Annotated in this window: 17 protein-coding genes; 9 read left to right on the forward strand and 8 right to left on the reverse strand. The window is 74.5% G+C overall.

Annotation, left to right across the window (positions count from 1 at the left end):
- Positions 1 to 110: 110 nt before the first annotated feature.
- The 3 genes from TK50_RS31075 to TK50_RS31085 form a co-directional block, all read right to left on the reverse strand.
- On the reverse strand, positions 111 to 1,220 hold the full coding sequence (locus tag TK50_RS31075) for a magnesium and cobalt transport protein CorA (RefSeq protein WP_052504033.1): 1,110 nt from the start codon (positions 1,218 to 1,220) through the stop codon (positions 111 to 113).
- A gap of 63 nt (positions 1,221 to 1,283) precedes the next feature.
- Positions 1,284 to 1,907, reverse strand: a complete 624-nt coding sequence (locus TK50_RS31080; protein WP_043969074.1) for a class F sortase — start codon at positions 1,905 to 1,907, stop codon at positions 1,284 to 1,286.
- A gap of 82 nt (positions 1,908 to 1,989) precedes the next feature.
- On the reverse strand, positions 1,990 to 2,475 hold the full coding sequence (locus TK50_RS31085; protein ID WP_043969075.1) for a hypothetical protein: 486 nt from the start codon (positions 2,473 to 2,475) through the stop codon (positions 1,990 to 1,992).
- Between the two features lie 183 nt (positions 2,476 to 2,658).
- Here TK50_RS31085 and TK50_RS31090 point away from each other — a divergent pair, with 183 nt between their 5' ends.
- The gene (locus TK50_RS31090; RefSeq protein WP_241774152.1) at positions 2,659 to 3,564 is read left to right on the forward strand and encodes an aldo/keto reductase; all 906 of its coding nucleotides are present in this window, start codon (positions 2,659 to 2,661) and stop codon (positions 3,562 to 3,564) included.
- A 62-nt stretch (positions 3,565 to 3,626) separates the two neighbouring features.
- Complete coding sequence (locus TK50_RS31095; RefSeq protein WP_144420445.1) at positions 3,627 to 4,817, forward strand: lycopene cyclase family protein; 1,191 nt, start codon at positions 3,627 to 3,629, stop codon at positions 4,815 to 4,817.
- A 15-nt stretch (positions 4,818 to 4,832) separates the two neighbouring features.
- On the opposite strand, the gene TK50_RS31100 is transcribed toward TK50_RS31095, so the two are convergent.
- Entirely contained in the window at positions 4,833 to 5,942 is a 1,110-nt protein-coding gene (locus TK50_RS31100; protein ID WP_229405502.1) for a serine hydrolase domain-containing protein, read from the reverse strand.
- A 96-nt stretch (positions 5,943 to 6,038) separates the two neighbouring features.
- Between TK50_RS31100 and rnhA the strand changes: the two genes are divergently transcribed.
- The 3 genes from rnhA to TK50_RS31115 all read left to right on the forward strand — a co-directional run bounded on the left by rnhA (position 6,039) and on the right by TK50_RS31115 (position 8,057).
- On the forward strand, positions 6,039 to 6,521 hold the full coding sequence (gene rnhA, locus TK50_RS31105; RefSeq protein ID WP_043969078.1) for a ribonuclease HI: 483 nt from the start codon (positions 6,039 to 6,041) through the stop codon (positions 6,519 to 6,521).
- Between the two features lie 94 nt (positions 6,522 to 6,615).
- Positions 6,616 to 7,836: a cytochrome P450 gene (locus tag TK50_RS31110; protein ID WP_229405503.1), complete on the forward strand. Its 1,221-nt coding sequence runs from the start codon at positions 6,616 to 6,618 to the stop codon at positions 7,834 to 7,836.
- On the forward strand, positions 7,833 to 8,057 hold the full coding sequence (locus TK50_RS31115; RefSeq protein ID WP_229405504.1) for a ferredoxin: 225 nt from the start codon (positions 7,833 to 7,835) through the stop codon (positions 8,055 to 8,057). The genes TK50_RS31110 and TK50_RS31115 overlap by 4 nt, the downstream gene beginning before the upstream one ends.
- Before the next feature lie 211 nt (positions 8,058 to 8,268).
- Here TK50_RS31115 and TK50_RS31120 read toward each other — a convergent pair whose 3' ends face one another.
- From TK50_RS31120 to TK50_RS31130, 3 genes are all read right to left on the reverse strand, one after another.
- On the reverse strand, positions 8,269 to 8,499 hold the full coding sequence (locus tag TK50_RS31120) for a hypothetical protein (protein WP_043969079.1): 231 nt from the start codon (positions 8,497 to 8,499) through the stop codon (positions 8,269 to 8,271).
- A 65-nt stretch (positions 8,500 to 8,564) separates the two neighbouring features.
- Positions 8,565 to 9,443, reverse strand: coding sequence for a pentapeptide repeat-containing protein (locus TK50_RS31125; protein WP_043969080.1), 879 nt, complete (start codon positions 9,441 to 9,443; stop codon positions 8,565 to 8,567).
- A 124-nt stretch (positions 9,444 to 9,567) separates the two neighbouring features.
- On the reverse strand, positions 9,568 to 10,377 hold the full coding sequence (locus TK50_RS31130) for an SDR family oxidoreductase (RefSeq protein WP_043969081.1): 810 nt from the start codon (positions 10,375 to 10,377) through the stop codon (positions 9,568 to 9,570).
- Between the two features lie 88 nt (positions 10,378 to 10,465).
- On the opposite strand from TK50_RS31130, the gene TK50_RS31135 reads away from it, so the two are divergent.
- Entirely contained in the window at positions 10,466 to 11,884 is a 1,419-nt protein-coding gene (locus tag TK50_RS31135; RefSeq protein ID WP_043969082.1) for an RtcB family protein, read from the forward strand.
- Between the two features lie 8 nt (positions 11,885 to 11,892).
- Here the strand turns inward: TK50_RS31135 and TK50_RS31140 are convergent, their stop codons facing one another.
- Positions 11,893 to 12,321 (reverse strand): archease, encoded by a 429-nt coding sequence (locus TK50_RS31140; RefSeq protein WP_043969083.1) that lies wholly within the window; start codon positions 12,319 to 12,321, stop codon positions 11,893 to 11,895.
- A gap of 123 nt (positions 12,322 to 12,444) precedes the next feature.
- Here TK50_RS31140 and TK50_RS31145 point away from each other — a divergent pair, with 123 nt between their 5' ends.
- Genes TK50_RS31145 through TK50_RS31155 form a run of 3 tightly spaced genes read left to right on the forward strand, consistent with a single transcriptional unit; the run spans position 12,445 to position 15,768 of the window.
- Positions 12,445 to 13,959, forward strand: coding sequence for a flavin-containing monooxygenase (locus TK50_RS31145; protein WP_043969084.1), 1,515 nt, complete (start codon positions 12,445 to 12,447; stop codon positions 13,957 to 13,959).
- A 25-nt stretch (positions 13,960 to 13,984) separates the two neighbouring features.
- Positions 13,985 to 14,920, forward strand: coding sequence for an SDR family NAD(P)-dependent oxidoreductase (locus tag TK50_RS31150; RefSeq protein WP_043969086.1), 936 nt, complete (start codon positions 13,985 to 13,987; stop codon positions 14,918 to 14,920).
- Positions 14,917 to 15,768, forward strand: a complete 852-nt coding sequence (locus TK50_RS31155) for an alpha/beta fold hydrolase (protein ID WP_043969088.1) — start codon at positions 14,917 to 14,919, stop codon at positions 15,766 to 15,768. The genes TK50_RS31150 and TK50_RS31155 overlap by 4 nt, the downstream gene beginning before the upstream one ends.
- Positions 15,769 to 15,772: the final 4 nt, after the last annotated feature.

Consider the following 15,772-nt stretch of genomic DNA (forward strand, 5'->3'; position numbering starts at 1 on the left):
CCCCACCCCCACGCCGATTCCGCCACCGCGGTGACCCGGGCCACGGGACGCCGTGGGATGGACCGGACAGGTGGGTGGTGGGTGGCGTGCCGGGTTGTCGTGGTGGGTGGTCAGAGCCAGCCGGAGCGGCGGAACAGTCGGTGCAGGGTCAGTGCGGCGGTGGCCATGAGCAGGAGTGCGGCGCCGTAGCCGTAGCGCCAGTGCAGTTCGGGCATGTGGGTGAAGTTCATCCCGTAGATGCCGGCGACGGCGGTTTGGGTGGCGGCGATGGCGGCCCAGGCGGCGATCTTGCGCATGTCGTTGTTCTGTTCGACGGCCAGTTGTGCCAGTCGGGTCTGCAGGATGGAGTTGAGCAGGTCGTCGTAGGCGTTGACGCGGTCGACTGCTCGGGCGAGGTCGCCGTCGACGTCGGTGAACCAGCGGCGTAGTGCGGGGGGTGGGCCGTCGGTGGGTGGTGTGGCCAGGGTGCGCAGTGGTGCCTGTGCGGGTAGGACGGCGCGTTTGAGTTCGACGATTTCTCGTTTGAGTTGGTAGATGTGCGGGATGTCGGCGGTGCGTTCGCGGGCGAAGACGGTTTCCTCGAGTTGTTCGAGGTCGGTTTCGACGTGGGTGGCGACGTCGAGGTACTGGGTGACCATGCGGGCGCAGATGGCGTATGCGACGGCCCAGGGGCCTTCGGCGAGGATGGTGCGGCGTTGTTGGAGGTCCTGGCGGACGGTGGTGAGTGCGCCGGGTGCGCCGTGGCGGACGGTGACGACGAAGCGGTCGCCGATGAAGATCATGACGTCGCCGGTGTCGACGACTTCGGAGGTGTCGGTGAGTTCGGTGTGTTCGACGTATGCGGCGGTGCGGAGGACGAGCAGGGTGACGTCGTCGTGGCGTTGCAGGGTGGGTCGGTGTCCGTCGGTGAGGGCCTGGGTGATGTGGAATTCGTCGAGGCCGAAGGTGTGTCCGACTGCGGTCATGACGGCGGGGGTGGGGTCGTGCAGGCCGAGCCAGACGAAGGAGCGTCGGTTGCGGCGGCTGTGGGTGTGGGCGTCGGTGTAGTGGGGGCGGCCGGGTTGGCGTTGGCCGTCGACGTAGACGGCGCAGTCGACGACGGCGTCCGGGTTGGTCGGTCCGGTGGCGGGTGGTGTGGTGCGGGTGGGGCGGCGCAGTGCGCGTCGGAGCAGGTCGGGCAGGGTGGTGCGCCGTCGGGTCGGTGCGGGTCGTTGGTCCACCGGTCACCTCCGCCTTGCGGGGACTGACGGCAACCGTAGGGGATCTTCGGGTGGGGTGGTGGGTCAGGGCACGGCGGTGGCGAAGACGATGAGGTTGTCGGGGTAGGTGTGGTGGCGTTGGTCGAAGCGGCCGCCGCAGGTGATGAGGCGGAGTTGGGGTGTGGGGCTGGTGCCGTAGACGAGGGCGGTGGGGAAGCGGGTCTTGGGGTAGGCGCGGATGTCGTCGACGGTGAAGGTGGCGGTGCGGTTGTCGGCGCGGGTGATGTGGATGCGGTCGCCGGGTCTGAGTCGGCCGAGGTTGAAAAAGACGGCGGGGCCGGTGTCGCGGGAGTCGACGTGTCCGACGATGACGGCGTTGCCGGCTTCGCCGGGGCTGACGCCGGGGCGGTACCAGCCGGCGGCGGGGGGTGGGCCCGCCGGGGGGACTTCCAGTTGGCCGTCGGTGGTGGTGGCGACGGGGACGATGTCGGCGTGTACGTCGATGGTGGGGATGGTGATGTGCAGGGGGGTGGCGTGGGGCAGGGGTGGTGCGGGGCTGGTGGTGCTGGTGGTGGTGGGCCTGGTGTCGGGTTGGGGTGGTGGGGGTGGGGTGTGGGTTGCGGCGGTGGCGAGGAGGCCGAGTCCGGCGGCGGCGGTGAGGGTGGTCAGTGTGACGGCGGCCCGGTGGGTGTGGTGGGGGGCTGCCACGGTGTCTCCTTTCGGGCAGGTGGGGGTGCCCGCGTCGGTGGTGGCCGGCGCGGGCACCCGTGGCAGGGATGGGTGGTGTGGTTCAGGCTGGTGCGGTGGTGCGGCGGCGTCGGCGGCGGGTGAGGATGAGTGCGCTGGTGGCGGCGGCGGCGACGAGGGTGCTGCCGGTGGCGAGGAGGCCGGTGGTGTCGCTGTCGGTGCCGGTGCCGGCGGGTGCGGCGCCGATCGGGGTGACGGTGAAGGTGGCGCTGCCTGAGGTGGTGCCGTCGCCGCAGGTGGCGGTGACCGTGTAGGTGCCGAGGGTGAATCCGGCGGTGAATAGTTCCGCGCTGAGTCCGCCGCCGGCTGCGGCGGTGGTGGATCGGACGTTCTGGTCCCGGTCGGGGCCGGTGACGCGGAAGAGCGCGTCGCCGGATTTCGGGTTGCAGGTGGAGGTGAGAACGACGGTGCCGCCGACCGGGGTGGTGGCCGGTGAGACGGTGGTGTCGGCGAGGGCGGCGGCGGGGAGCAGGAGTGTGCCGAGGCCCGCGCCGAGCGCTGCCGATCCGAGGATTGTCTGTGCCTTCATACGCGTCTTCCCTCACTTTTCGTCCGCTGTCGCGTGGGACGTCGTTCGGGTGGCCAGCTCCGTGTGTAGCACCGGTGTGTCCCACACTAGGAGGGTTGGGTCCTCGATCCGGTGGGATTGAGAATTCTTCGTTGCCGTCCTGTGGCGGGGCTGGTGGGGCGGTGTGGTGGGCCCGCCTGTGCCATGATCGTGATCATGGATACGGGGACTGTTACCGCGGACGCCGCGGGCACGTGGACGCTGGGCGATCTCACGGTCAACCGGATGGGTCTGGGCGCGATGCGGTTGACGATGACGGCGGATGGTGGGCCCAGCGATCGGGGGCGGGCGGTCGGGGTGTTGCGCCGGGCCGTGGAGTTGGGTGTGAACCACATCGACACGGCCTCGTTCTATTTCTCGGCGTTGCGTTCGGCGAACGAGTTGATCAATACGGCTCTCGCCCCGTACCCGGAGGATCTGGTGATCGCGACGAAGGTCGGGCCGGGCAAGGACGCGTCGGGGGAGTGGTTGCCGTTGGCGCGGCCCGAGCAGTTGCGGGGGCAGGTGGAGGAGAACCTGCGGCAGTTGGGTCGTGACCATCTGGACCTGGTGTATCTGCGGCAGGCTGGTCTGGAGTCGGTGGCGGAGCATTTCGGCGCGTTGGCGGAGCTGCGTGAGGCGGGTCTGATCCGGCAGCTGGGCATCTCCAACGTCCGTCCGCATCATCTGCCGCAGGCGCAGGCCGTCGCGCCGGTGGTGAGTGTGCAGAACGCGTACGGGCTGGGGTACCGGCCGCGCCACGACCAGTTCCTGCGGGACTGCGCCGCGCAGGGTGTGGCGTATGTGCCGTTCTTCTCCCTGGCGACCACGGGCCGGGAGGCGGGCGCGAGCGGTGTGGAGGACGCGGAGGTGCGGGCGGTCGCCGCGGAGCGTGGGGTGTCGCCGGTGCAGGTCCGGCTGGCGTGGACGTTGGGGCGAAGCCCGAACGTGTTGGCGATTCCCGGCACGGGCGATCCGGATCATCTGGTGGCGAACGTGGCGGCGGGGGCGTTGCGGTTGACCGACGGGGACCTGGCCCGGTTGGAGGCCGTGCACCGGCGCGGCGAGTGACGGTGGCGTTGTCGCCGCCGGCCGGTGTCGGGTGGCGGCGGGTGGTGTGACAGCGTGTCGGGGTGAACGATGGCGTGCCGGTCGACGTCGACGTCGCCCTGGTCGGCGGTGGGGGTGCCGCGTCGCTGGTCCTGGCGGCGCTGGACCGGCACGGGTTGGCGGGGTTGCGGGTCGCCGTGGTCGATCCGGTGCGCAGGCGCGGCCAGGATCGCACGTGGGCGTTCTGGGGTCGTCCCGGTGGTGAGCTCGACGGGGTGCTCAGCGCCAGTTGGGGGCACGTGGAGGTGGTCACGCCGGCTCGCCGTCGGGTGCTGGACCTGGCGCCGCTGCGGTATGCGATGGTGCGGTCCGCGCCGGTGTATGCGCGGGCGGCGGAGGCGGAGCGGCGGCTGGGGGCGGTGCGGTTCGACGCGGCGGTGGCGGGGCTCGACGACGACGGCACGCGGGTGGTGGTGCGCGGCGGGGACGGTGCGCCGCTGGTGCGGGCGTCGTGGGTGCTCGACTCGCGTCCCCGGCCGCCGGCGCGGCCGGGCCGGACGAGCTGGTTGCAGCATTTCCGGGGTTGGTGGGTCGCCTCGGAGGTGGCGTTGTTCGATCCGCGGCGGGCGGTGTTGATGGATTTCCGCACCCCGCAGCCGGGGCGGGGGGTGTCGTTCGGTTACGTGTTGCCGGTCAGCGACCGGTTCGCGCTGGTGGAGTACACCGAGTTCTCCCCGGCCCGGTTGACGGGCGACGGGTACGACCGGGCGTTGCGCGGCTATCTGGGCCGGTTGGGGTGGGATCCGGCGGCGTTGGTGGTGCGGGAGGTGGAAGACGGGGTGATTCCGATGACCGATGCGCCGTTTCCGCGTCGTCCCTCGCCGCGGGTGGTGCGGTTGGGCACGGCGGGTGGGGCGACCCGCCCGTCGACGGGGTTCACGTTCTCGGCGATGCTGCGGCAGGCCGAGCAGGTGGCGGCGGCGTTGGCGGGTGGGCGGGCGCCGGTGCCGGCGCCGGCGTATCCGCGTCGGCACCTGTGGATGGACGCGGTGGCGTTGCGGGCCCTGGACACGGGTCGGGTCGGTGGTCCGGAGTTCTTCGACCGGTTGTTCGACCGTAATCCGGCGTCGCGGGTGCTGCGGTTCCTCGACGGTGACACCGGGGTGGTGGAGGATCTGGCGGTGATGCGGTCGAGCCCGTTGGCGCCGATGACGTCCGCGGTGCTGGGTGACGCGGTGGGCCGGTTGTGGGGTCGGCTGCGCCGGCCCGGTTGAGCGCGGGGTCGCCGGTCAGCGGGCGTTGGCGGCGACGGTGTCGCGGATGCAGGCCCGCAGGTGCTGCAGGGGGTCGCCGTCGCCGACGGCGAGGCGGTTGCGGGTCGCGGCGACGGTGAGGCCCCACCGGGGGTAGGCGAAGGCGAGGCTGCCGCCGCTGCCGGCGGCGCCGAAGGACCCGTCGTCGTCGATGGCGTAGCCGAGGCCCCAGGTCGTTTCCCGGCCGAAGACCCATTCGGTGCCGTGGACGGCGGGGCGGGACACGGCGCGCAGCCGGTGCGGTGAGATCAGTCGTACGCCGTCGACGGGGCCGAGGAGCGCGGCGTACATGCGGGCGGCGGCGCGGGCGGTGAGGGTGCCGACGGCGGGTACGTCGACGGCGAGCACGTCGGGTCGGGTGGCGAGGGTGGTGTCGGGGCGGACACCGGGCGGGGCGACCTGGTCGAGGTGGGGTAGTTGGCCGGCGAACGCCTCCAGCATGGCCGAGAGGTTGCCGTCTTCCATGCGGGCCAGGCCGGGTTGGGCGGTGGGGTGGACGCCGCAGAGCAGTTCCCCGGCGACGCCGAGGGGCGCGGCGACATCCTCGGTGAGGATGTCGCCGACGCGGCGGCCGGTGACGCGGCGGATCACCTCGCCGACGATCCAGCCGAACGTCCACGCGTGGTAGGCGAGTTGGTGGCCGGGTGTCCACAGGGGTCGGGCGTCGGCGACGATGCCGCACATGCGGTCCCAGTCGGCGAAGTCGTCGAGGGTGACGTCGGCGGGTAGCGCCGGTATCCCGGCGGTGTGGGTGAGGGCGTGGCGCAGGGTGATGTGGTCCTTGCCGTGGCGGCCGAACTCGGGCCACACGTCGGCGATGCGCAGGTCGTAGTCGAGGTGCCCGCGTTCGGCCAGCACGTGCACGACGGTGGCGGTGAGTCCCTTGCCGGTGGAGACGCCGTAGACGCCGGTCGCGGCGGTCATGGGCCGGCCGGTGGTGGTGTCGGCGACGCCGGCGTGGGCGTCGACGATCGGTTCGCCGTGCAGGTAGGCGGCGACCTGTACGCCTGCCTCGCGGCCGGTGCAGACGAGGTCGTCGATGGTGGCGTGGATCTCGGCCCGGAGGTTGTCGAGGCGGTCGGTCACGGTGAGCCACCCTGCCATGCCGCGGGTGGTGGCGCCGCCGGTTTTCTGCCGGCGGGGGTGGTCGGTGCCGGTCGGGGCGGCCGGTAGGTTGCGGGCATGGTGGATGCGGCGGCCGGTGGGGTCGTGGAGATCTGGACCGACGGGGCGTGCAGCGGCAATCCGGGTCCGGGTGGGTGGGGTGCGGTGCTGCGGTACGGCACCCACGAGCGGGACCTGTGCGGGGGAGAGGCGACGCCGACGACCAACAACCGGATGGAGTTGATGGCGGCGATCCGGGCGTTGGAGAGCCTGACCCGGCCGGTGTCGGTGCGGTTGCACACCGACAGCACGTATGTGCGTAACGGCATCACCGGTTGGTTGGCCGGGTGGAAACGCAACGGGTGGGTGACGGCGGCGCGGCAGCCGGTCAAGAACGCGGACCTGTGGCAGCGGCTGGAGGCGGCCTGCGCCCGGCACGAGGTGACCTGGTTGTGGGTGAAGGGGCACAACGGGCATCCGGAGAACGAGCGGGCCGACGCCCTGGCCGGCCGGGGCATGGCGCAGGCGCGGGCGGAGGTGGCGACGGCCCGCCGGGGGTGACGTTGCGTCACGGTGTGGGGTTGTGCCGGGACACACCGGTGGGTAACGTTGCGGATCGATGGCGTTACCTTCGGTTGTCACGGGAGGTGTCCGCGTGACCGCGACCGCCGCTACCGACCTGCCGCTCTGGCCGGCGTCCACTCTCGATCACGGCCCGTTCGCGCTGCTCGACGAGGAGCAGCGGCATCGGCTCGCGGGGCCGGTGACCCGGGTCCGGCTGCCGACCGGCGCGCCCGCCTGGCTGGTCACCCGGCACGCCGACGTGCGTCAGGTGCTGCGCCACCCCGGGTTCAGCGCCGACCTGGAGCGTCCCGGGTTTCCGCTGCTGCGTCCGCTGCCCCCGCAGTCGGAGTCGGACCGGCAGGGCGGCTTCATCCGGATGGACGGTGAGGAACACTTCCGGCTGCGTCGGATGCTCACCGCCGAATTCATGATCAAGAATGTGCGGCGGATCGAGCCGTTGATCCAGCAGACCGTCGACGCGGCGTTGGCCGACCTGGCCGCGGCGGGTCCACCCGCGGACCTGGTCGAGACGTTCGCCCTGCCGGTGCCGTCCATCGTGATCTGTCACCTGCTCGGTGTCCCCTACGCCGACCACGACTTCTTCCAGGTCCGCAGCCGCACCCTGCTGGACCGCACGACGTCGATGGAGCTGGTCCGGGCCCACGCGCAGGAGCTGCGCGACTACCTGCGCGAGCTGGTCGTCGCCCGGCACCGCGACGCCGGCGGCGACGACCTGATCAGCCGGCTGGTGCGCGACCGGGTCGCCACCGGGCAGCTCACCGTCGACGAGCTGGTCGGCATGGCCCTGCTGCTGCTCGTCGCCGGCCACGAGACCACGGCCAACATGATCGGCCTGAGCACCCTGCTGCTGCTGCGCGAGCCGGGCCGCTTCGCGGCGCTGCGCGAATCGCCGCACCGGGCGGCCGAGCTGGTCGAGGAGCTGCTGCGCTACCTCAGCGTGGTGCGCACGGGGCTGCCCCGGCTGGCCCTGGTCGACGCCGAGATCGGCGGCCAGGTCATCCGGGCGGGAGAGGGCGTCATCGCGGTGTTGTCGCTGGCCAACCGCGACCCGGAGGTCTTCGACGACCCGGAGGAGTTCGACCCGTACCGGCAGGCCCACCAGCACCTCGCGTTCGGCTTCGGGGTGCACCAGTGCATCGGTCAGCCGCTGGCCCGCGCGGAGCTGCGTATCGCCCTGGTGGGGTTGGCCGACCGTTTCCCGACCCTGCGGGCCGCGGTCGTGCCGCAGCAGGTGTCGACCCGCGACACGTCGGTCGTGTTCGGCCTCAACAGCCTGCAGGTGACCTGGTGAGCCAGGTGGGCGTGGTGCGGGTGGCGGTGGACCGGGGCAGGTGCTGCGGGTCCGGCAACTGTGTGGTCGTCGCGCCGGAGGTCTTCGACCAGGACGACACCGACGGGCTGGTGCTGCTGCGGCGGCCCGAGCCGCCGCCGGAGGCGGCCGAGCGGGTCCGCCGCGCCGTCGAGGTCTGCCCGGCCGGCGCCATCCGCTTCACGTCGACGACGCAACCCTGACCGGCCGGGCCCGCCGGTGCGGGGCGGCGGCCCAGGCCGCCGCGCACCGGCGGGTTGTGGTCAGCCGGTGTGGGCGGCGACGTCGAGGATCCCGGTGACGCCGAAACGGTCGGTCAGCATCCCGAAACCCGGCGTCCACGGCGGCGGGCCGTACTCCTCGACGACCGACGCCGACGGTTGACGTCGCCGGCACCGCCCGCCGGGTGAGAGGTCAGGGTTCGCGGGAAGGGTCGGCGGCGCCGGAGACGGCGTCGACGTCATAGCCGGCCCGGCTGGTGTCCCGGGCCGGGCGGGCCTGTTCGGCCGGCAGGTCGGCGAAGTCGTCCCCGCTGTCGGTGCTCGTGCGCACCGAATCGCCCGGCGGGCGCAGGGAGCCCTCCATGGCCGGCACGCCGTCCGGCTCGTCGGTGCTGGCACGGTCGTAGCGTCGCTCACTGGTCATGGGGGCCTCGTGCCCGGCTGGCCGGCCGGCAAACGTCCCCCGGGCCGGCGGCGAGCGTCGGCCGGTCAGCGGCGGCGGACCCGGCCCGCCGGGTTCGCGCCGCGGCGGCGGGCCGGGACGACCGGCAGCGACCAGTGCGCGGGGCGGGTCACCGTCGCCGGGAGGCCGGTGCGGTGGTCGCCCCGGGCCGCGTCGACCTGCGACTGGTGCACGAACAGCGTGCCGCGTAGGTCCGCGCCCCGCAGATCCGCGCCGCGCAGGTCGGCGCCGGTGAGGTCGGCCAGTGTGAGGTCCACGCCCCGCAGGTCCGCCCCGAGCAGCACCGCGCCGCGCAGGTTCGCCCCCACCAGGTCGGCCCGGCGCAGGTCGGCGGCGACCAGCACCGCCCCCCGCCGGTCCGCGCCGGCCCGCTCACCCCGGACCCGTTCGCTCACCCGCACCAGCAGCGGGTTCACCCGCCCCCGGTGCGCGTCGACGTCCACGGCCAGCAGCTGCGCGGCGGTGCCGCCGGCCAGCCGCCGGGTCTGCGCCAGCGCCGCGTCCAGCTCGACGCGCAGCGGCCCCGGCGCGGTCAGCGTCACCGCCTGCGTCAGATACCACAGCAGCTCGTGCAGCGGCCGCATCACGGCGAACACGTCGAACATGCGGGTCGCCTCGCCGGGGGCCGCCCGCCAGTCTCGGCCGGCGAAGGTGACCTGGGCGACCCGCTGGCCCGCCCCGAAGCAGTCGAAGACGGTGCACCCGGGGAAGCCCCGGGCCCGCAGGTCCCGGTGGATGCCGCAGCGGAAGTCGTCGCCGAGGTTCGGGCACGGCCGCCCGGCCGGCTTGTCCACGGCAAAGTCCGACGAGGCGGCGAACGCGGGCGCGACACAGCACAGCCCGACGCAGCGGGCGCAGTCGGCCCGCAGCTCGTCGCCGGGGTCGGGCGGGGCGGTCTCGGACACCTCGGGCCCTCCTCGAAGACGCCGGGACGGCACCGGCGACACCCCGGGCCCCGCCCATTGTCGCGCCGGCGGCCCCCCACCCGCACGGAGGGTGGGGGGCCGCCGGCGGTCCGCGTCGTGGCCGTCAGCCCTGCCGCCAGTCGTCGGCGCTCAGGTGCGAGCCCGCCTGCGGGCCCATCAGCAGCATCCCGCCGTCGACCGGCCACGACGCCCCGGTCACGTACGCGGCGGCGGGGGAGGCCAGCAGCGCCACCACCGCCGCGACCTCCCGGGCGTCGCCGGGCCGACCCACCGGCACCCCGGGGCGCGCCTGCGTCAGCGGGTCGACGTCCTCCTGCCCGGTCATCGGGGTGGCGATCTCACCGGGGGCGACCGCGTTGACGGTGATCCCGTCGGCGGCCAGTTCCTGCGCCATCACCCGGGTCAGCAGGCCCAGCCCGCCCTTCGCGGCGCAGTACGCCGACGAACCCACCCGGGGGGCGTGCTCGTGGACGCTGGTGATGTTGACGATCCGGCCCCCGGTGCCCGCCGCCCGCATCCGCCGGGCGGCCCGCTGACCGCACAGGAACGGCCCGTCCAGGTCCACCGCCAGCACGTCCCGCCACTGCTGCCAGCTCGTCTCGACGAACGGCGCGGACGCGCCCGTGCCCGCGTTGTTCACCAGCACCCCGAGCCCGCCGAGCCGGTCGGCCAGCTCGTCGACGACGGCCGCCGCGTCCGGCAGCCGGGTCAGGTCCAGCTCGGCGGTGGCGCAGCGGCGGCCGGCGGCGCGTACCTCGTCGGCGGTGCGCCGGGCGCCGTCGGCGTCGTCGTACCAGGTGATGCCGATGTCGAAGCCGGCGTCGGCGAGCGCCACCGCGCACGCCTTGCCGATGCCGGAGTCGGCGCCGGTGATGATCGCGATGCGGGGATAGTCGTCGTAGCGCTGAGGCATGCGGGGGCACTACCCCCGTTGGCGGCGTCGAACCGCCTGGGTGCGTCCGCGACGTGTAGCCGGCCGCCGGGCGGGTAGCCGCAGCGGCATGGAGCTGGTCGAGGAGTCGCCGTACCGGTTCCGGATCGACCGGCGCGACCCGATGCGGGTGCCGGGGGTCGTGTTCGCCTCCCGGGCGCTGATCCCGCACGTCGACGAGGACCGGTGGCCGCAGCAGGTGGCGAACGTGGCGACCCTGCCCGGGATCGTCGGCGCCTCGTACGCGATGCCCGACGTGCACTGGGGGTACGGGTTCCCGATCGGCGGCGTCGCCGCCACCGACGTGGCCGCCGGTGGCGTGGTCTCCCCGGGCGGCGTCGGCTTCGACATCTCCTGCGGGGTGCGGCTGCTCGCCGCCGACCTCGACCGGACCGACCTGCCGAGGGTGCGCGACGCGCTGATGGACGGCCTCGACGCGGCCATCCCGCGCGGCATGGGCCGGGGCGCGGTGTGGCAGCTGGCCGACCGGGCCGAGCTGGACGCGGTGCTGCGCGGCGGCTCCCGCTACGCCGTCGAACGCGGCCACGGCGTGCCCCGCGACCTGGCGCGCTGCGAGGACGCCGGCGTGGTCGACGACGCCGACCCCGGGCAGGTCAGCGACCGTGCCGTGCAGCGCGGTCAGCAGCAGGTGGGCAGCCTCGGCTCCGGCAACCACTTCCTGGAGGTGCAGGCGGTCGACGAGGTGTACGACGAGGCGGTGGCGGCGGCGTTCGGGCTGCGCGTCGGCCAGGTCGTCGTGATGATCCACTGCGGGTCGCGGGGGCTGGGCCATCAGATCTGCACCGACCACGTCCGGGCGATGGAACGGGCGATGCCCGGCCACGGCATCGAGGTGCCCGACCGGCAGCTGGCCTGCGCGCCCGTGCGGTCGCCGCAGGGCCGGGCGTACCTGGGGGCGATGGCCGCCGCCGCGAACTACGCCCGCGCCAACCGGCAGTTGCTCACCGCCGCCGCCCGCCGGGTCTTTGCCCGCACCGCCGGCAGCGGCCTGCACCTGGTGTACGACGTGTCGCACAACCTCGCCAAGATCGAGACGCACGGGGTGGACGGGGCGGACCGGCGGCTGTGCGTGCACCGCAAGGGCGCCACCCGGGCCCTGCCGCCCGGGCACCCGCAGCTGCCCGCCGACCTGCGCGCCGCCGGGCAGCCCGTGTTCGTCCCCGGCTCGATGGGCACCGCCTCGTACGTGCTCACCGGCGTGGCCGGTGCGCCCGCGTTCGCCTCGACCTGCCACGGGGCGGGCCGGGTGCGCAGCCGCGCGCAGGCGGGGAGGTCGGTGCGCGGGCAGGAGCTGCGCCGGGAACTCCAGGCGCGGGGCATCGCGGTGCGGGGGGCGTCGTGGCGGGGGCTGGCCGAGGAGACACCGCAGGCGTACAAGGACGTGTCGGCGGTGGTCGACGTCGCCGAGGCGGCCGGGTTGTGCCGCCGGGTGGCCCGGCTGGTGCCGCTCGGCGTGGTCAAGGGCTGAGCGGGCGCTCACACGTCGAGGGTCACCGCGCAGGACCAGCCGCGCGGGCCGGGGCCGAAGCGCAGCTCCTGCAGGGCCACCGCCTTCGGCACCGCGCCGACCAGTTCCACCGCGCCGGTGTCCACCAGCCGCCAGCGCACCCGCAGGCCGCCGGAGCCGGTGGCGCTCACCCGTGTCGTGACCGGCAGCGTCCCTGCGGTCTCCAACCGGAAGATCACCTCGTCGAGGACGCCCACCAGCAGGTCGGCGTCGTCGCCGGCCGGCACGTCGAACTCCGCCTCGACGCCCGGGCCCGCGCCGGTGGTGTCGGCGAACGTCTCCACCATCGCCGCCACGGCCTCGGCCACGCAGCCCTCCCGGTCCGGTGCCCACGCCTCGATCCGCACGTCGGCGGTGTGCGCGACACTGCGCCTGCCCCGCCCCGATCCTGGCCGCATGCCCCGATCATGCCGGCCGCCGGGCCCGCCCCGGCCCCGATCGCGCCACCCGAGGCCGGGCGTTGACCGCCGTCGACGGCGGTGGATAGTGTCCGTTTCACCGCCTGCGACGGGAGACACGTCATGGCCTGCGAGCACGTCGACGTGCTGATCGTCGGCGCCGGCCTCTCCGGCGTCGGCGCGGCCTGCCACCTACGCCGCACCTGCCCCGACAAGACGTACGCGGTGCTGGAGGCCCGCGACGCGATCGGCGGCACCTGGGACCTGTTCCGCTACCCGGGCGTGCGGTCGGACTCGGACATGTTCACCCTCGGCTACTCGTTCAAACCGTGGACGAACCCGCGCGCCATCGCCGACGGCGAGTCGATCCGCGCGTACGTGCGCGACACCGCCCACGAGTACGGGGTGGACCGGCACATCCGATTCCACCACCGGGTCCTCGCCGCGCGGTGGGACAGCGCCACGGCCCGCTGGACGGTGCGCGCCCACCGCGACGACACCGGCGAGGACGTCACCGTCACCTGCGCATTCCTGTTCGTCTGCTCCGGCTACTACCGCTACGACGCCGGCTACACCCCCGACCTGCCAGGCGTCGACTCGTACACCGGGCGGCTGGTCCACCCGCAGCACTGGCCGGCCGACCTCGACCACACCGGCGCGCGGGTCGTCGTGGTCGGCAGCGGCGCCACCGCCGTCACTCTCGTCCCGGCTCTGGCGCGGCGGGCCGCCCACGTCACGATGCTGCAGCGTTCGCCCACGTACGTCATCGCGTTGCCGTCGCGCGACGTGCTCGCCGACGCGCTGCGGCGCTGGCTGCCGGCGAAGGCCGCGTACCCGGTGGTGCGGTGGAAGAACGTGCTGCTCGGCACCGCCAACTTCCAGCTCAGCCGCCGCGCCCCGACGCTGGTCAAGCGGTTCCTGCGGCGCGCGGCGGCCGGCCGCCTCCCGGCCGGCTACGACGTCGACCGGCACTTCTCCCCCCGCTACGACCCGTGGGACCAGCGGCTGTGCGTGGCCCCCGACGGGGACCTGTTCGCCGCCCTCGGCACCGGCCGCGCCGACGTGGTGACCGACCGGATCGACACGTTCACCCCCACCGGCATCCGGCTCGCCTCCGGCGTCGAACTGACCGCCGACGTCGTCGTCACCGCCACCGGCCTCGACCTGCTCGCCCTCGGCGGCATGACGCTCACCGTCGACGGGCGGGACGTCGACCTCGGCGCGACGGTCGCCTACAAGGGCATGATGCTGTCGCAGGTGCCGAACTTCGCGATGACCATCGGCTACACCAACGCCTCCTGGACGCTCAAGGCCGACCTCGTCGCCACGTACGTGTGCCGGCTGCTGCGGCACCTGGACGCCACCGGTCAGCAGGTCGTCACCCCGCTGGCCCCCACCGGCGGCCCGCTGGAGCCGATCATCGACCTCAAGGCCGGTTACGTGCTGCGCAGCGTCGACGCGCTGCCCAAGCAGGGCGCGTCCGCGCCGTGGCGGCTGCACCAGAACTACGTCCGTGACGTGCTGCTCATGCGGCACGGCCGGCTCACCGACGCCGGGGTGCGGTTCTCGCGCGCCCCGCAGGCGTCCCCGACGCAGCGACGCGACCCGGCCCACCCGGCCGGCAGCGGCGTCGGCTGACCGGTCGGGGCGAAGGGAGATCGACGTGCGCAGGTTCGACTTCACGGCCGGCACGGCCGTGGTCACCGGGGCGGCCGGCGGCATCGGCGAGGCCCTCGCCCACGGCCTGGCCCGGCGCGGCACCGACCTGGTGCTGCTCGACCGCGACGCCGACCGGCTCGCCGCCGTGGCCGCCGCGCTGCGCGCCGCCCACCCCGGCCGGCAGGTCGACACCGTCGTGGTCGACCTGGCCGACGCCGCCGCCACCGCCCGGGTGGCCGGGGAGCTGCGGCGGGGGCACCCGCGGCTGCGGCTGCTGGTCAACAACGCCGGTGTCGCGCTGGGCGGCCGCTTCGACCAGGTCACCCTGGACGAGTTCGGCTGGGTGGTCGACGTCAACTTCCGGGCCGTGGTGCAGCTCACCCACGCCCTGCTGCCCGCCCTGAAGGCCGAGCCGGGCGCGCATCTGGTCAACGTGTCCAGCCTCTTCGGGCTCATCGCCCCCGCCGGGCAGGCCGCCTACGCGGCCAGCAAGTTCGCCGTGCGGGGCTTCACCGAGGCGCTGCGCCAGGAGCTGGCCGGCGACGGGGTCGGGGTGACGTGCGTGCACCCCGGCGGCATCCGCACCCGCATCGCCGCCGACGCCCGCGTCGGCAGCGGGGTGCCCGTCGAGGAGTACGAGGCCGCCCGCCGCCGCTTCGAGCGGCTGCTGTCCATCGACCCGGCGACCGCCGCCGAGGCCATCCTGCGTGGTGTGCAGCGGCGTCGGGGGCGGGTGCTGATCGGCTGGTCGGCGCGGCTGCCCGACCTGCTGGCCCGGCTCGCCCCCGCAGGCTACGGCCGGGTGCTCGCCCTCGCCGTGAACCGGCCCGCCGCCGCGCCGGCACCCGCCGCGAGCGGGCCTGCGGTGTCCGGCCCCGCCGCGCCGGCCGGCAACCGGGGCGCCGGGGCGGCCGACGGCCCGGCGGGGGAGCTGGGGTGAGCGGACCGGCCGACACCATCGTCACCGTGCGGGGGCGCGTCGCCCGGTGCCGGGTCGCCGGCGACGGCCCGCCCGTGGTGCTGCTGCACGGCATCGGCCGCACCCTCGCCGACTTCGCCGAGCTGCACGGGCGGCTCGCCCGCGACCACCGGGTGATCAGCCTCGACCTGGCCGGGCACGGCGGGTCCGCGCCGCTGGACGAGCCGCACACCCTGCCGGCGTTGGCCCGGGCCGCCGCCGACTGCCTCGACGCGCTCGGCGTGCCCGGCCCCGCCCACCTGGTCGGCAACTCCCTCGGCGGGGCGGTGGCCATGCGGCTGGCCGTCGACGACCCGGCCCGCGTGGCCAGCCTGGTGCTGGTCGCCAGCGCCGGCTTCGGCCGCGAGGTGACCATCGGGTTGCGGCTGCTGGCGGTGCGACCGCTGGCCCGGCTGCTGCTGCGGCCGAGCCGGGCCGTGGCCCGCCGCACCGAGCGGGCCCTGTTCCACGACCGGCGGCACGTCACCGCCGCCCGCCTCGCCGAGGCGCTGGCGGTGGCCCGCCGCCCGCACGCCGCCCGGGTGATGCGCGAACTCGTCGCCAGCCTCGGCACGGTGCGGGGCGTCGCCGCGCCGTGGCGTCAGGAACTCCTCGACGCGGTGGCCCGGCTGGACCTGCCCGTCCTGGTCGTCTGGGGCGACCGGGACCTGATCCTGCCCGCCGTCCACCTCGACGCCGCCCGGGCCCGGCTGCCCCGGGCCCGCACCCACCTGTTCGCCGACACGGGGCATTTGCCGCAGATCGAGCGGGCCGAGGAGTTCCACCGCCTCGTCACCGGCTTCTGGGCGGGCCGCCCCGCCGACCACTGACGCA

The organism is Micromonospora haikouensis, assembly GCF_000876225.1.
GTDB lineage: Bacteria > Actinomycetota > Actinomycetes > Mycobacteriales > Micromonosporaceae > Micromonospora > Micromonospora haikouensis.

Excerpts from the sequence above, each read along its gene's own strand:
- TK50_RS31120 (WP_043969079.1), bottom strand. The coding sequence starts at position 8,499 with ATGACCAGTGAGCGACGCTACGACCGTGCCAGCACCGACGAGCCGGAC.
- TK50_RS31085 (WP_043969075.1), bottom strand. The coding sequence starts at position 2,475 with ATGAAGGCACAGACAATCCTCGGATCGGCAGCGCTCGGCGCGGGCCTC.
- TK50_RS31140 (WP_043969083.1), bottom strand. The coding sequence starts at position 12,321 with ATGCGGCCAGGATCGGGGCGGGGCAGGCGCAGTGTCGCGCACACCGCC.
- TK50_RS31145 (WP_043969084.1), top strand. The coding sequence starts at position 12,445 with ATGGCCTGCGAGCACGTCGACGTGCTGATCGTCGGCGCCGGCCTCTCC.
- TK50_RS31090 (WP_241774152.1), top strand. The coding sequence starts at position 2,659 with ATGATCGTGATCATGGATACGGGGACTGTTACCGCGGACGCCGCGGGC.
- rnhA (WP_043969078.1), top strand. The coding sequence starts at position 6,039 with ATGGTGGATGCGGCGGCCGGTGGGGTCGTGGAGATCTGGACCGACGGG.
- TK50_RS31135 (WP_043969082.1), top strand. The coding sequence starts at position 10,466 with ATGGAGCTGGTCGAGGAGTCGCCGTACCGGTTCCGGATCGACCGGCGC.
- TK50_RS31130 (WP_043969081.1), bottom strand. The coding sequence starts at position 10,377 with ATGCCTCAGCGCTACGACGACTATCCCCGCATCGCGATCATCACCGGC.